The sequence below is a fragment of the Vreelandella sp. 162(4c) genome (assembly GCF_058152265.1).
In genome coordinates, this window is record NZ_CM176981.1 from 4,559,801 (window position 1) to 4,576,955 (window position 17,155).

A 17,155-nucleotide genomic window follows, 5' to 3' on the forward strand; every position below is an offset into this window, starting at 1 on the left:
GTTCTTTTGTTCGGTGAATTGGCTGTAAGTGCCCCCTGACACGACAGTTGCGAACCTCACCAACACACTCTTCCTATTATTTTGCCCGTATTGTCCACCGGTACAATATGCAACTGTCTTAATCAAGACTAGCCTTGTTCCAAAATGCCGCTAATAGCTATTTTTCACAGGGCTTGGCAAAGCGGCGACCTCTTTAATTAAACGGTGGGTGGAGAACAGCGCATGGCAACGGCGACGGTTACAGCGATTTCAGGTCAGGCATGGGCACGTGACGAAGACGGCAACTTGCGCGAACTGCGCATTGGCGACGTTCTTCAGGAGGGCGAAACGCTCATCACATCTGAGGATGGTCGTGTGGAGCTAGACTTTGCCGACGGAACAGGCGCTAACGTTGTCGAGGGTGGCCAAGAAGTTGCTGTTACGCCCGAGCTTGATGTTGACGCAATTGTAGCCACAGATGCCAGCGCCCAAGACGACGATCTTGAAGCGCTACTTGCCGCTCTTGACGACGAAGAAGGAGATCTCCTCGATCTTCTTGACGCGACTGCTGCCGGTGGTGGCGCCGGCGGCGGTGGTGGCGGTAGCGATTTCGTTCGCGTTGCACGTATTGCTGAAGAAACCGACCCATTAAGTTTCGAGGCTGCTGAAGGCGGTTTAGACTCCGCTGAGCTTGTTGAATTTGATGATGTTGCGTTGGCTGCCGACGCGGATGCGGACGCAGATGCAGATGCAGATGCTGATGCGGATGCAGACGCCGATGCGGATGCAGACGCCGACGCAGATGCAGACGCAGACGCTGATGCTGATGCTGATGCCGACGCCGATGCCGATGCCGATGCGGATGCTGATGCGGATGCGGATGCGGATGCGGATGCAGACGCTGACGCGGATGCGGATGCAGATGCGGATGCAGATGCCGATGCGGATGCAGACGCCGATGCAGACGCGGATGCCGACGCAGATGCAGACGCTGATGCCGATGCTGACGCGGATGCAGATGCCGATGCAGATGCAGATGCAGATGCAGATGCCGATGCAGATGCCGATGCAGATGCCGACGCGGATGCAGATGCAGATGCCGACGCGGATGCCGATGCCGATGCTGACGCTGACGCTGACGCTGACGCTGACGCTGACGCAGATGCGGATGCTGACGCCGATGCCGATGCGGATGCAGACGCGGATGCTGATGCCGACGCCGACGCCGACGCCGACGCCGACGCCGACGCCGACGCCGACGCCGACGCCGACGCCGACGCAGATGCCGATGCGGACGCTGATGCAGATGCTGACTCAGATGCCGATGCGGACGCTGATGCGGATGCCGATGCCGATGCAGATGCCGATGCAGACGCGGACGCTGATGCAGACGCCGATGCGGATGCTGATGCAGACGCCGATGCAGATGCCGACGCTGATGCCGACGCTGATGCCGATGCAGACGCGGACGCTGATGCAGACGCCGATGCGGATGCTGATGCAGACGCTGATGCAGATGCCGACGCTGATGCCGACGCTGATGCCGATGCAGACGCGGATGCTGATGCCGACGCCGACGCCGACGCCGACGCAGATGCTGACGCGGATGCCGATGCGGACGCTGATGCAGATGCAGATGCTGACTCAGATGCCGATGCGGACGCTGATGCGGACGCGGATGCCGACGCCGACGCCGACGCGGATTCCGATGCAGATGCGGATGCCGATGCGGACGCTGATGCAGATGCCGACGCGGATGCCGACGCGGATGCCGATGCCGATGCTGACGCAGATGCGGATGCTGACGCTGACGCTGACGCGGACGCCGATGCAGATGCAGACGCGGATGCTGATGCCGACGCGGATGCTGATGCCGACGCCGACGCCGACGCCGACGCAGATGCTGACGCTGACGCGGATGCCGATGCGGACGCTGATGCAGATGCAGATGCTGACTCAGATGCTGATGCGGATGCAGATGCCGACGCCGACGCGGATTCTGATGCTGACGCAGATGCCGATGCAGATGCGGATGCCGATGCGGACGCTGATGCAGATGCAGACGCCGATGCTGATGCAGACGCGGATGCCGATGCAGACGCTGATGCGGATTTAGAAGCCACCATCACCATCGACACCATCGCCGGTGACGACGTGATCAACGCTGCCGAGGCTGAGCAGAACTTCACAGCTGTCAGCGGCACGGTGAGTGGTGACGTGGTAGCGGGTGATCAAGTCACGTTGAGTGTAAATGGCAACAGCTACACCACTAACGTGGTCGACGACGGTGCGGGCAACCTGAGCTACAGCACTACCGTGGCAACCGCCGACCTGATCGCCGACAACAGTGTGGAAGCGAGCGTGACCGCCACCGACGCGGCGGGTAACAGCCAGACCGCGACCGAAACACGTGACATCACGGTTGACACCGAGATCGCCGCGGGCATCACCATCGACACCATTGCCGGTGACGACGTGATCAACGGTGAAGAAGCCGCTGAAACCAGCACCACCATCACTGGCACGGTGAGCGGTGACGTGGTAGCGGGTGATCAAGTCACGTTGAGTGTAAATGGCAACAGCTACACTACTAGCGTGGTCGATGACGGTGCAGGCAATCTGAGCTACAGCACTACCGTGGCAACCGCTGACCTGATCGCTGACAACAGCGTGGAAGCGAGCGTGACCGCTGCCGACGCGGCGGGTAACAGCGAGACCGCCACCGCCACGCGTGACATCACGGCCGACACCGAGATCGCCGCGGGCATCACCATCGACACCATTGCCGGTGACGACGTGATCAACGCCGAAGAAGCCGCTGAAACCAACACCACCATCACTGGCACGGTGAGCGGTGACGTGGCGGCGGGTGACCAAGTCACGCTGAGCGTGAACGGTAACAGCTACACCGGCGATGTGGTGGACGATGGCGCAGGCAACCTGGGCTACAGCATCGACGTGCTCACAGCCGACCTAATCGCTGACAACAGTGTGGAAGCGAGCGTGACCGCTACCGACGCGGCGGGTAACAGCGAGACCGCCACCGCCACGCGTGACATCACGGCCGACACCGAGATTGCCGCGGGTATCACTATCGACACCATCGCCGGTGACGACATGATCAACGCTGCCGAGGCTGAGCAAAACTTCACAGCTGTCAGCGGCACGGTGAGCGGTGACGTGGTAGCGGGTGATCAAGTCACGTTGAGTGTAAATGGCAACAGCTACACTACTAGCGTGGTCGACGACGGTGCGGGCAACCTGAGCTACAGCACTACCGTGGCAACCGCCGACCTGATCGCCGACAACAGTGTGGAAGCAAGCGTGACCGCCACCGACGCGGCGGGTAACAGCCAGACCGCGACCGAAACACGTGACATCACGGTCAACACCGACGCCTCCGCCACCATCACCATCGACACCATCGCCGGTGACGACGTGATCAACGGCGAAGAAGCCACCCAGACCATCAGCGTCACCGGCAGCGTGGGCGGCGACGCCGGCGAAGGCGACACCGTCACCCTGAGCGTGGGCGACGAGAGCTACAGCGGCCAAGTGGACGCCGACGGCAACTACGCCATCGACGTGCCCGGATCGGTGCTGGCCGAGAACGACAGCATCAGTGCTGAAGTGACCGGTGAAGACGCCGCGGGCAATGGCTACAGTGCCGACACTGCGCGTGACTACGGCGTGGACACCGACGCCTCCGCCACCATCACCATCGACACCATCGCCGGTGACGACGTGATCAACGGCGAAGAAGCCACCCAGACCATCAGCGTCACCGGCAGCGTGGGCGGCGACGCCGGCGAAGGCGACACCGTCACCCTGAGCGTGGGCGACGAGAGCTACAGCGGCCAAGTGGACGCCGACGGCAACTACGCCATCGACGTGCCCGGATCGGTGCTGGCCGAGAACGACAGCATCAGTGCTGAAGTGACCGGTGAAGACGCCGCGGGCAATGGCTACAGTGCCGACACTGCGCGTGACTACGGCGTGGACACCGACGCCTCCGCCACCATCACCATCGACACCATCGCCGGTGACGACGTGATCAACGGCGAAGAAGCCACCCAGACCATCAGCGTCACCGGCAGCGTGGGCGGCGACGCCCAAGCCGGCGACACCGTCACCCTGAGCGTGGGCGACGAGAGCTACAGCGGCCAAGTGGACGCCGACGGCAACTACGCCATCGACGTGCCCGGCAGCGTGCTGGCCGAGAACGACAGCATCAGCGCTGAAGTGACCGGTGAAGACGCCGCGGGCAATGGCTACAGTGCCGACACTGCGCGTGACTACGGCGTGGACACCGACGCCTCCGCCACCATCACCATCGACACCATCGCCGGTGACGACGTGATCAACGGCGAAGAAGCCACCCAGACCATCAGCGTCACCGGCAGCGTGGGCGGCGACGCCGGCGAAGGCGACACCGTCACCCTGAGCGTGGGCGACGAGAGCTACAGCGGCCAAGTGGACGCCGACGGCAACTACGCCATCGACGTGCCCGGATCGGTGCTGGCCGAGAACGACAGCATCAGTGCTGAAGTGACCGGCGAAGACGCCGCGGGCAATGGCTACAGCGCCGATGCTGCGCGTGACTACGGCGTGGACACCGACGCCTCCGCCACCATCACCATCGACACCATCGCCGGTGACGACGTGATCAACGGCGAAGAAGCCACCCAGACCATCAGCGTCACCGGCAGCGTGGGCGGCGACGCCGGCGAAGGCGACACCGTCACCCTGAGCGTGGGCGACGAGAGCTACAGCGGCCAAGTGGACGCCGACGGCAACTACGCCATCGACGTGCCCGGATCGGTGCTGGCCGAGAACGACAGCATCAGTGCTGAAGTGACCGGTGAAGACGCCGCGGGCAATGGCTACAGTGCCGACACTGCGCGTGACTACGGCGTGGACACCGACGCCTCCGCCACCATCACCATCGACACCATCGCCGGTGACGACGTGATCAACGGCGAAGAAGCCACCCAGACCATCAGCGTCACCGGCAGCGTGGGCGGCGACGCCGGCGAAGGCGACACCGTCACCCTGAGCGTGGGCGACGAGAGCTACAGCGGCCAAGTGGACGCCGACGGCAACTACGCCATCGACGTGCCCGGATCGGTGCTGGCCGAGAACGACAGCATCAGTGCTGAAGTGACCGGTGAAGACGCCGCGGGCAATGGCTACAGTGCCGACACTGCGCGTGACTACGGCGTGGACACCGACGCCTCCGCCACCATCACCATCGACACCATCGCCGGTGACGACGTGATCAACGGCGAAGAAGCCACCCAGACCATCAGCGTCACCGGCAGCGTGGGCGGCGACGCCGGCGAAGGCGACACCGTCACCCTGAGCGTGGGCGACGAGAGCTACAGCGGCCAAGTGGACGCCGACGGCAACTACGCCATCGACGTGCCCGGCAGCGTGCTGGCCGAGAACGACAGCATCAGTGCTGAAGTGACCGGCGAAGACGCCGCGGGCAATGGCTACAGTGCCGACACTGCGCGTGACTACGGCGTGGACACCGACGCCTCCGCCACCATCACCATCGACACCATCGCCGGTGACGACGTGATCAACGGCGAAGAAGCCACCCAGACCATCAGCGTCACCGGCAGCGTGGGCGGCGACGCCGGCGAAGGCGACACCGTCACCCTGAGCGTGGGCGACGAGAGCTACAGCGGCCAAGTGGACGCCGACGGCAACTACGCCATCGACGTGCCCGGATCGGTGCTGGCCGAGAACGACAGCATCAGCGCCGAAGTGACCGGCGAAGACGCCGCGGGCAATGGCTACAGTGCCGACACTGCGCGTGACTACGGCGTGGACACCGACGCCTCCGCCACCATCACCATCGACACCATCGCCGGTGACGACGTGATCAACGGCGAAGAAGCCACCCAGACCATCAGCGTCACCGGCAGCGTGGGCGGCGACGCCCAAGCCGGCGACACCGTCACCCTGAGCGTGGGCGACGAGAGCTACAGCGGCCAAGTGGACGCCGACGGCAACTACGCCATCGACGTGCCCGGCAGCGTGCTGGCCGAGAACGACAGCATCAGCGCTGAAGTGACCGGTGAAGACGCCGCGGGCAATGGCTACAGTGCCGACACTGCGCGTGACTACGGCGTGGACACCGACGCCTCCGCCACCATCACCATCGACACCATCGCCGGTGACGACGTGATCAACGGCGAAGAAGCCACCCAGACCATCAGCGTCACCGGCAGCGTGGGCGGCGACGCCGGCGAAGGCGACACCGTCACCCTGAGCGTGGGCGACGAGAGCTACAGCGGCCAAGTGGACGCCGACGGCAACTACGCCATCGACGTGCCCGGCAGCGTGCTGGTCGAGAACGACAGCATCAGCGCTGAAGTGACCGGCGAAGACGCCGCGGGCAATGGCTACAGTGCCGATGCTGCGCGCGACTACGGCGTGGACACCGACGCCTCCGCCACCATCACCATCGACACCATCGCCGGTGACGACGTGATCAACGGCGAAGAAGCCACCCAGACCATCAGCGTCACCGGCAGCGTGGGCGGCGACGCCCAAGCCGGCGACACCGTCACCCTGAGCGTGGGCGACGAGAGCTACAGCGGCCAAGTGGACGCCGACGGCAACTACGCCATCGACGTGCCCGGCAGCGTGCTGGCCGAGAACGACAGCATCAGCGCCGAAGTGACCGGCGAAGACGCCGCAGGCAACGCCTACAGTGCCGATGCCGACCGTGACTACGGCGTGGACACCGACGCCGCGGCCACCATCACCATCGACACCATTGCCGGTGACGACGTGATCAACGGCGAAGAAGCCACCCAGACCATCAGCGTCACCGGCAGCGTGGGCGGCGACGCCCAAGCCGGCGACACCGTCACCCTGAGCGTGGGCGACGAGAGCTACAGCGGCCAAGTGGACGCCGACGGCAACTACGCCATCGACGTGCCCGGCAGCGTGCTGGCCGAGAACGACAGCATCAGCGCTGAAGTGACCGGTGAAGACGCCGCGGGCAATGGCTACAGTGCCGATGCTGCGCGTGACTACGGCGTGGACACCGACGCCTCCGCCACCATCACCATCGACACCATCGCCGGTGACGACGTGATCAACGGCGAAGAAGCCACCCAGACCATCAGCGTCACCGGCAGCGTGGGCGGCGACGCCCAAGCCGGCGACACCGTCACCCTGAGCGTGGGCGACGAGAGCTACAGCGGCCAAGTGGACGCCGACGGCAACTACGCCATCGACGTGCCCGGCAGCGTGCTGGCCGAGAACGACAGCATCAGCGCCGAAGTGACCGGCGAAGACGCCGCAGGCAACGCCTACAGTGCCGATGCCGACCGTGACTACGGCGTGGACACCGACGCCGCGGCCACCATCACCATCGACACCATTGCCGGTGACGACGTGATCAACGGCGAAGAAGCCACCCAGACCATCAGCGTCACCGGCAGCGTGGGCGGCGACGCCCAAGCCGGCGACACCGTCACCCTGAGCGTGGGCGACGAGAGCTACAGCGGCCAAGTGGACGCCGACGGCAACTACGCCATCGACGTGCCCGGCAGCGTGCTGGCCGAGAACGACAGCATCAGCGCTGAAGTGACCGGTGAAGACGCCGCGGGCAATGGCTACAGTGCCGATGCTGCGCGTGACTACGGCGTGGACACCGACGCCTCCGCCACCATCACCATCGACACCATCGCCGGTGACGACGTGATCAACGGCGAAGAAGCCACCCAGACCATCAGCGTCACCGGCAGCGTGGGCGGCGACGCCCAAGCCGGCGACACCGTCACCCTGAGCGTGGGCGACGAGAGCTACAGCGGCCAAGTGGACGCCGACGGCAACTACGCCATCGACGTGCCCGGATCGGTGCTGGCCGAGAACGACAGCATCAGCGCCGAAGTGACCGGCGAAGACGCCGCGGGCAATGGCTACAGTGCCGACACTGCGCGTGACTACGGCGTGGACACCGACGCCTCCGCCACCATCACCATCGACACCATCGCCGGTGACGACGTGATCAACGGCGAAGAAGCCACCCAGACCATCAGCGTCACCGGCAGCGTGGGCGGCGACGCCCAAGCCGGCGACACCGTCACCCTGAGCGTGGGCGACGAGAGCTACAGCGGCCAAGTGGACGCCGACGGCAACTACGCCATCGACGTGCCCGGCAGCGTGCTGGCCGAGAACGACAGCATCAGCGCTGAAGTGACCGGTGAAGACGCCGCGGGCAATGGCTACAGTGCCGACACTGCGCGTGACTACGGCGTGGACACCGACGCCTCCGCCACCATCACCATCGACACCATCGCCGGTGACGACGTGATCAACGGCGAAGAAGCCACCCAGACCATCAGCGTCACCGGCAGCGTGGGCGGCGACGCCGGCGAAGGCGACACCGTCACCCTGAGCGTGGGCGACGAGAGCTACAGCGGCCAAGTGGACGCCGACGGCAACTACGCCATCGACGTGCCCGGCAGCGTGCTGGTCGAGAACGACAGCATCAGCGCTGAAGTGACCGGCGAAGACGCCGCGGGCAATGGCTACAGTGCCGATGCTGCGCGCGACTACGGCGTGGACACCGACGCCTCCGCCACCATCACCATCGACACCATCGCCGGTGACGACGTGATCAACGGCGAAGAAGCCACCCAGACCATCAGCGTCACCGGCAGCGTGGGCGGCGACGCCCAAGCCGGCGACACCGTCACCCTGAGCGTGGGCGACGAGAGCTACAGCGGCCAAGTGGACGCCGACGGCAACTACGCCATCGACGTGCCCGGCAGCGTGCTGGCCGAGAACGACAGCATCAGCGCCGAAGTGACCGGCGAAGACGCCGCAGGCAACGCCTACAGTGCCGATGCCGACCGTGACTACGGCGTGGACACCGACGCCGCGGCCACCATCACCATCGACACCATTGCCGGTGACGACGTGATCAACGGCGAAGAAGCCACCCAGACCATCAGCGTCACCGGCAGCGTGGGCGGCGACGCCCAAGCCGGCGACACCGTCACCCTGAGCGTGGGCGACGAGAGCTACAGCGGCCAAGTGGACGCCGACGGCAACTACGCCATCGACGTGCCCGGCAGCGTGCTGGCCGAGAACGACAGCATCAGCGCTGAAGTGACCGGTGAAGACGCCGCGGGCAATGGCTACAGTGCCGATGCTGCGCGTGACTACGGCGTGGACACCGACGCCTCCGCCACCATCACCATCGACACCATCGCCGGTGACGACGTGATCAACGGCGAAGAAGCCACCCAGACCATCAGCGTCACCGGCAGCGTGGGCGGCGACGCCCAAGCCGGCGACACCGTCACCCTGAGCGTGGGCGACGAGAGCTACAGCGGCCAAGTGGACGCCGACGGCAACTACGCCATCGACGTGCCCGGATCGGTGCTGGCCGAGAACGACAGCATCAGCGCCGAAGTGACCGGCGAAGACGCCGCGGGCAATGGCTACAGTGCCGACACTGCGCGTGACTACGGCGTGGACACCGACGCCTCCGCCACCATCACCATCGACACCATCGCCGGTGACGACGTGATCAACGGCGAAGAAGCCACCCAGACCATCAGCGTCACCGGCAGCGTGGGCGGCGACGCCCAAGCCGGCGACACCGTCACCCTGAGCGTGGGCGACGAGAGCTACAGCGGCCAAGTGGACGCCGACGGCAACTACGCCATCGACGTGCCCGGCAGCGTGCTGGCCGAGAACGACAGCATCAGCGCTGAAGTGACCGGTGAAGACGCCGCGGGCAATGGCTACAGTGCCGACACTGCGCGTGACTACGGCGTGGACACCGACGCCTCCGCCACCATCACCATCGACACCATCGCCGGTGACGACGTGATCAACGGCGAAGAAGCCACCCAGACCATCAGCGTCACCGGCAGCGTGGGCGGCGACGCCGGCGAAGGCGACACCGTCACCCTGAGCGTGGGCGACGAGAGCTACAGCGGCCAAGTGGACGCCGACGGCAACTACGCCATCGACGTGCCCGGATCGGTGCTGGCCGAGAACGACAGCATCAGTGCTGAAGTGACCGGCGAAGACGCCGCGGGCAATGGCTACAGCGCCGATGCTGCGCGTGACTACGGCGTGGACACCGACGCCTCCGCCACCATCACCATCGACACCATCGCCGGTGACGACGTGATCAACGGCGAAGAAGCCACCCAGACCATCAGCGTCACCGGCAGCGTGGGCGGCGACGCCGGCGAAGGCGACACCGTCACCCTGAGCGTGGGCGACGAGAGCTACAGCGGCCAAGTGGACGCCGACGGCAACTACGCCATCGACGTGCCCGGCAGCGTGCTGGCCGAGAACGACAGCATCAGCGCTGAAGTGACCGGTGAAGACGCCGCGGGCAATGGCTACAGTGCCGATGCTGCGCGCGACTACGGCGTGGACACCGACGCCTCCGCCACCATCACCATCGACACCATCGCCGGTGACGACGTGATCAACGGCGAAGAAGCCACCCAGACCATCAGCGTCACCGGCAGCGTGGGCGGCGACGCCCAAGCCGGCGACACCGTCACCCTGAGCGTGGGCGACGAGAGCTACAGCGGCCAAGTGGACGCCGACGGCAACTACGCCATCGACGTGCCCGGATCGGTGCTGGCCGAGAACGACAGCATCAGCGCCGAAGTGACCGGCGAAGACGCCGCGGGCAACGCCTACAGCGCCGAGGCCGACCGTGAGTATGCGATAGATGCAGCCCCAGAGACTGCGGATGGACAAGTAACAGGTGAGGAAGACACTGCTTTAATATTGAAATGGAGTGACTTTAATATCACTGACGATTCACCTGCTGATGAACAGGGAATTGTGATTACCAATTTGCCAGCCTCTGGAACATTGGAGTTCCAAGATACCGATGGGCAATGGCAGATTGTGGCTGAAGATGCAAGTTTCTCCAGAGCAGAAATAGATGCTGGGCAACTGCGCTTTATGCCAGACACTAATGAGTCGGGCTTCGACAGTTATGGCGGTGAAGGGGTAGGGAACCAGGAAGCTGACTATGCTCAGTTGCAGTTCCTGCCCACTGATGCCCTCAATGAAGGGGCTGAAGCTACCCTCACAATTGACATCAGGCCGGTGGCCGATGCGCCCGCTATCTCAGTGTCGCTGGGTGACACACTAGAGTCTGTACGTGCCTCTGTCATTACGGTTGAGCATAACGGCTCTACTATCACCATTGAGGGCTCTGACATCAGTGCTGAAGGAATCAGTGGTGAGGTTATCAAACCACCGTTTAGTGACGGCAATCTAAATCCTGGTAGTGCCAATAATACTAGCGGTGTGGATGTCATTGCGCTTACCGGTGACTTCGATAAGCTGGTGAATGGCAGCCAGGCAGTCAATTCGATCAATGGTGATGACAAAGACTATGTCTACTTAAACAAGCCATTGACAAGCTATGCCGTTAATCTGGGCGAGCAGCATCAAAACTCAGGCTATGACGGTACTATCACCGATTTGGCAACGGGCGTGACTATTAGTGTTAATAACATTCGTGGGGTCATATATGGCGATGGCTCAACTATGTTGCCCTCTGATGCGACTACCACTATTACCCAAACCGGCTATGACGTTATCGAAGTCGAGCTCTCTACGCTATTAGCGGATGAGGACGGTAGCGAGGTACTTTCAGATATTGTTTTGACGAACATCCCAGCAGGCGTGGAGCTGACTGGTGAGGGCGTAGTTAGCCAGTCGGATGGCAGTTGGCTGGTGACTAATCCTACAGGGGATAGCATCGAACAGTTGATGTTGACGATGAAAGTGCCTGTGAGTGCCGGAGCGTTTGATATCACGGCTACGGTAACTTCTAGCGAGATATACGAAGATGCCGCTGGAGACCAGCAAGTCATAGATAGTGAAACAAGCACTGATACCACCGCAGTGGAGCAATATAATATCGTGGTGGGTTCACCCGGCGGAGACTCTATTGGAGGTAGCAGTGCGAATGACATCATTATTGGTGATGTTGCTGGTCTCCAGTTGGTGCCAGGTGAAAACTATAACCTGGCATTCATGATGGATACATCGGGCAGTATGTCGAATGCCGATATTGCCAATGCTAAGGCATCTCTGACCGAGGTGTTCAATACTCTTAAAGAGAGTGTAGGCGAGGATAATGCCGGCACTGTAAACATCTTCTTGGTAGAGTTTGATACTCAGGCAGGCAGCAATGTCAGTGTTGATCTGTCGGATCCACAAGCGCTGTCGAAACTGCAGACAGTGTTAGATGGATTCCAGAAAGGTGGCGGTACCAACTACGAAGACGTTTTTAAGACGACGGCCAACTGGTTCAATACAGATTCTGTCCAAGCCAATTCTGGTACTAACCTGACTTACTTTATTACCGACGGTTTGCCAACGTATTATCAGGGCAATGAACAGGAGAGTGTAGTTATAGGCTCCAAAGGAGGTAGCCGCTGGAATCTTACAGTCGACGATATTGACTATGTCCCAGGTCAAGCCTACTCGATGAATATTGATGGACATGTTCGTGAAGTTATTGACTCAAGCGGAAACGTAAATCAGTGGACTCATAGCTCTGGCTGTGGCGGAGGAAGTTGGAGTAGCAGTGTTATCGGTCAAATAAGGCCCGATGGAGATGGCGCATACGAGATTTCTGCGCTTGCTGGTGATGGTAGAAGCACCACGAATACGGTTGTCCAGAACTCGTCGGAAGCGTTTGAGCTATTAGACGGTATGTCGTCGGTTAATTCAATTGGCTTGGGCAGCAGCTTGAATGAAAGCAGCCTCCAGGCTTATGACTCCGATGGCATTGTCCAATCGAATATCGACCCTGAACAACTTGCTGATGCTATTCTTGGCGAAAATGTCCAATTGCTGTCCGGCGACGACACAGTATCCGGGGGTGAGGGCAATGATATCCTGTTTGGAGATCAGGTGACCTTTGCAGGTATTGAAGGTAATGGCTTACCATCCATAAAGTCTTACATTGCCGGGCAGTTGGGTATCGCAGATCCTAACCAAGTTTCTGCCGAGCAAATTCATCAGTACATCACTGACAATCATGAAGAGTTTAATAACTCTATGGAGACAAGCGGTAATGATATCCTCATCGGCGGTGATGGCGATGACATTCTATTTGGACAAGGTGGCAATGATACTCTGATTGGGGGGGCTGGTGACGATATGATGTATGGTGGTACCGGTGCCAATACATTTATGTGGGAGTCTGGGGATCAAAACCAGGATGCAGAGCAAGCTCCTGCTATAGACCAGATAACCGGGTTTAATATGGGTAAATTTGGAGCCGATTCAGAGTCTGATCGCTTGGACATCGCAGACCTTCTTCAGGGAGAAAATGCAGATAACCTAGATCAGTATATAATGGCTGAACAGCAGGGAGATGATGCGGTATTGCATGTTAAATCTGATGGAGGCTTAGCATCAGATGGCAGTAATGCTGATCAACGTATCGTCTTGAAGGGCGTGGAAATTCCGCAGGGTGGTAGCTCTTCCGACTTTATCCAAAGCATGCTGGATGATGGTCAACTTAAAATCGATCAGTAATTAGTACTGTTTGGCAATAAAAAATGCCCCGCACGCTATGTGTGGGGCTTTTTTCAATTGTGAGGGGGGAATATGTATTTTGATGAGATACAGCTTTTACGTTGGATGAAAGGTGATAAATTAGCCGTTGAGTATATAGAAATTATTTGTGATGTTGCTCATAAATGGGATGACTTGATTGATAAGGATAAAGTGCTTAGCGACGACGATATTAATAAGCTTTTTTTTGATATATTGATTAAGCTTCCAAGGAATACTTTTTATCGTAAGAATTTTGAACACATGAATTCAGTGTTGATGAATGCTATCTCTAACTGGCAAGTTGCAACCCAGTTGGAAAGGGAGGGGGGAGACTACGAAACGAGCATAGCATTTATACTGCGCTCCTCCTATGTAGATCTAATTACGCAAGCTGCTTTGATATGTGGTGGAAATAAATGGGCATGCCAAGTGGGAAAAGAAGTAAGAAAGATTACCCATAATGAAACCTATGAGGGCTATCTTACAAATCTAGCAACTGAAAAAAATGCTCGTTTAGCGAAAAAATAAAGAATCGAACCTATTCTCATTAGTAGCCAGTGAACCTGCATGGGAGTGATCTATGCTCTACACCAAACGTAATACATCCGGCGAGATCCTGATGCTCAGCAAAGAGCCAACGTCAGAGTGCAACGAAACGATTGATCCTGATTCACCTGAGGTACTGGCTTTCCTTGCTGATCAGCCAGGATCCTCAGCACACTTTATAGCGTCTGACTTAGCGTTTGTGAGGGTGGTAGAAGATATTCTTGAGGTGTTACTAAACAAGGGAGTCATCACTTTCACTGACCTTCCGGAAGCTGCACAGGCGAAAGTGATGGAGCGTAAGTCCTTGCGGGTTAAAAATGATGTAGGTTTGCTAAGCGACGACGACACTATCTAGTCGTCGTCGATTGCGTTTATGCGTTAAAGGCGTACGCCTGGTCCGGTGGCTCCATCGACACCCACGCGGAACAGGCAGGCTATTTCCTCATCGTCTGCAACGCCTTCCCCTATCACCTGAATGCCCAATGAATGGCAGAGCGTAGCCATGCCGCGGACAATGGTTTGCTGCTCATTCGAAGCATGCAGTTGGTGAATAAGACTGCTATCCATTTTTAAGTAAGCAAGACCCACATCGTGTAAATCTGCAAGTTTGGTGAACTCTGCCCCCACATGCTCTATACCAAACGTGCAACCAAGGGGCCGTAAGGCGGTACAAAGCCCTCGTAAGCTACCAATCGCGTGCGTGCTAAGCGTGGCGGGCACTTCAAAGCAGAGCTGCTTGGCCAATAGTGGGTGTGCTGCCAACAGAGTCCGTAGCTCGTTAACGAACTGTGTATTAGTGATCGATGCCGCAGAGAGGTTAATGCCTACCGGCTTTAGATCATCTTCTAGATTAGCGAGCGCTTTTTTGACCACGGCTAAATCAAGTGCAGGCTCCATCTCAAAGCGGGTGATCCAGGGAATAAAGACTCCGGCGGTTTGCCACTCCCCACCTAGCAGTAAGCGAGCCGGGCATTCGTAATGGATGATGTCTCCGTGAGCGTCTACTACCGGGAAGTACGCTAACTCAGGGCCAACCAGGATTGCTGCTTCCAGTGCATTTCGCCATTCGGCATGGCTGCTGTAGAGTGAAATACGCTTGCGCTGACGCACGACTACCTGTTCAAAGGACGTTAGGCTTTCGGCTTGTGCCAAAGCGTCATCCAGGGTGGCTAACAGTGTGCCGCGATCATCATGTGGAGCATAAGGAACAATCGCCGTTGGTAGATAAATCTCCACGTCGGGCTGCGTGGCGGCTACCTCGGCTAACGCTGCCATCACCTGAATTCGAAGCTCCTCTACATCATCCATAAGCGGCAGCATAAAGATAAAATCGCTGCCGTTAAGGCGGCCTACCATTGGTTCTGCCGACGCGCTGTCCAATTGCCCCAACTGGGTAACCAGCGTATTTAATAGTTGGTCTGTGGCAGCGTAGCCGAGCTGCTCATTGAGTGACTCTAATGCCTGTACGCGAACCATAATCAACATGCCCGTTGCGCGGGCATCTTCACTGCCCAATTGAGACGAAAGCTTACCCATAAACACGTCGCGATTCAGCGCACCGGTGACTCGGTCATGCTGTAAATGGCGGCGTAACTCGTCCAGCTTATGGCTTTCATGACTGAGCATCTGATGGACATTGGCAGAAAGCACGTTCATTGCTTGAGTGACTTGGCGTAACTCCAGCGTGCGTGGCTCCTTAATAGTGGTAAACCGCCGCGCACTGATATCTTGCGCCTGAGTGACGACGCGGGAAAGGGGGTGCTTAATACCACGAACGATCACGGTAGCAATCGCTAAACTAATTACTCCGGCAAGTAAAAACCAAGCAGCGAGTTCCAGCATGCTGCGCCATAAAGAAGCGTAGGCAAAACTGTGTTGGCTCTCAAGCTCCAACGTACCGTACTGTCGCCAGCCATCTTGAATCGTCGCGGTGCCGTTGGGCACATCAAACTCAATAAGCTGACGAAACCAGGCGGGCACATCGCCACTATACTCTTCGGCGGAGCGTTCAATAAGTACGCTATCGTCCGTATCGCGCAGGGTGATTCGGCGGTAGTAGCCGGTGTCAAATTGAGCTGCGATTAACAGTTCGAGGGTGACAAGGTCTTTATCGAGCTGGCTCATTGAAAGCGCCAGAGCGGTAGCATTGTCAGCGTTCTTAATGCGCACTTCCTGTTCGATATAATCGCGGCTAGTGGTAATACTAATGGCAAGACTACCAATGAACGACAGCAGCAGCAGGGCGATAATGGCAATCCAAAGTTGTTTGATAAGTGACATCGTGCCAATTCCTCTTAAATGAAACCCTGGGTTTGCATACGTTCAATGACGCTGCGCCAGCGTGATAGCCGAGCCAATGGGTCTGCGCGGGATTCAGAAGAACCACCTGCCCAAAGTCCATCGCTATTAAAACTAAACAGTGGGTCGAGATCAGTACGCTGAGAGGCAGGGGTGATAGACGGTACAATATTGTCTAGCACCAACGGTTCTGCATCTGGGGTCGAGTAATAGCCTAGCACCATGTGGGCTTGGGTAATTTGACTACGCCCAATGCGCGCACGGACATAAATCATGCGTAGGTACTGACTAGTAATGCCTAATTGTTTAAGGGTAATGTACTTGGCAATGGAGTAATCCTCGCAATCTCCCTGGCCTTTACCCATTGCTTCCAAAGGCGTAGCCCAATAATCCTCTTGCCCCCACACCTGGATATCGTCAATCCACCGGATGCGGCGATTAAAGAAGTCATTAACCCCACGCAGCTTGGCTTGAACGTCTTGGTTTTGTAGCTGTTGAAGCAGGTTAAACCACTCCTCTAATACGGACAAACCAGCCTGCCCATACTGTTGCTGCATGCTTTGGCGTAGGCGTTGTGGATCAAACGCTGCGGCAGGCGTTGGATGAATGCCAAGACCTGCGCCTAACCAAAGCGCGCCGACTGTTGCTAAGAACTGTCGACGCGAGAATGTAGGAGTGTGATGCGAGGATGCAGGCATGAGTCGCCGTTAGTAACCGCCAAATAGGGCTTAAGATTACA

The 17,155-nt window shown here is 59.1% G+C and carries 5 protein-coding genes; 3 read left to right on the forward strand and 2 right to left on the reverse strand.

From position 1 onward, the window contains the following. Window positions 1-222 precede the first annotated feature (222 nt). From AC4EYZ_RS21025 to AC4EYZ_RS21035, 3 genes are all read left to right on the forward strand, one after another. The gene (locus AC4EYZ_RS21025; RefSeq protein ID WP_490204000.1) at window positions 223-13,551 is read left to right on the forward strand and encodes an Ig-like domain-containing protein; all 13,329 of its coding nucleotides are present in this window, start codon (window positions 223-225) and stop codon (window positions 13,549-13,551) included. 72 nt (window positions 13,552-13,623) lie between these two features. After that, a complete protein-coding gene (locus AC4EYZ_RS21030; protein ID WP_022522756.1) occupies window positions 13,624-14,100 on the forward strand; it encodes a hypothetical protein in 477 nt (158 codons plus the stop codon). 52 nt (window positions 14,101-14,152) lie between these two features. After that, on the forward strand, window positions 14,153-14,473 hold the full coding sequence (locus AC4EYZ_RS21035; RefSeq protein WP_022522757.1) for a hypothetical protein: 321 nt from the start codon (window positions 14,153-14,155) through the stop codon (window positions 14,471-14,473). Between the two features lie 23 nt (window positions 14,474-14,496). On the opposite strand, the gene AC4EYZ_RS21040 is transcribed toward AC4EYZ_RS21035, so the two are convergent. Beyond that, complete coding sequence (locus AC4EYZ_RS21040) at window positions 14,497-16,398, reverse strand: bifunctional diguanylate cyclase/phosphodiesterase (RefSeq protein WP_022522758.1); 1,902 nt, start codon at window positions 16,396-16,398, stop codon at window positions 14,497-14,499. 14 nt (window positions 16,399-16,412) lie between these two features. Then, a complete protein-coding gene (locus AC4EYZ_RS21045) occupies window positions 16,413-17,114 on the reverse strand; it encodes a transglutaminase-like cysteine peptidase (RefSeq protein WP_009287953.1) in 702 nt (233 codons plus the stop codon). Between the last annotated feature and the right edge of the window lie 41 nt (window positions 17,115-17,155).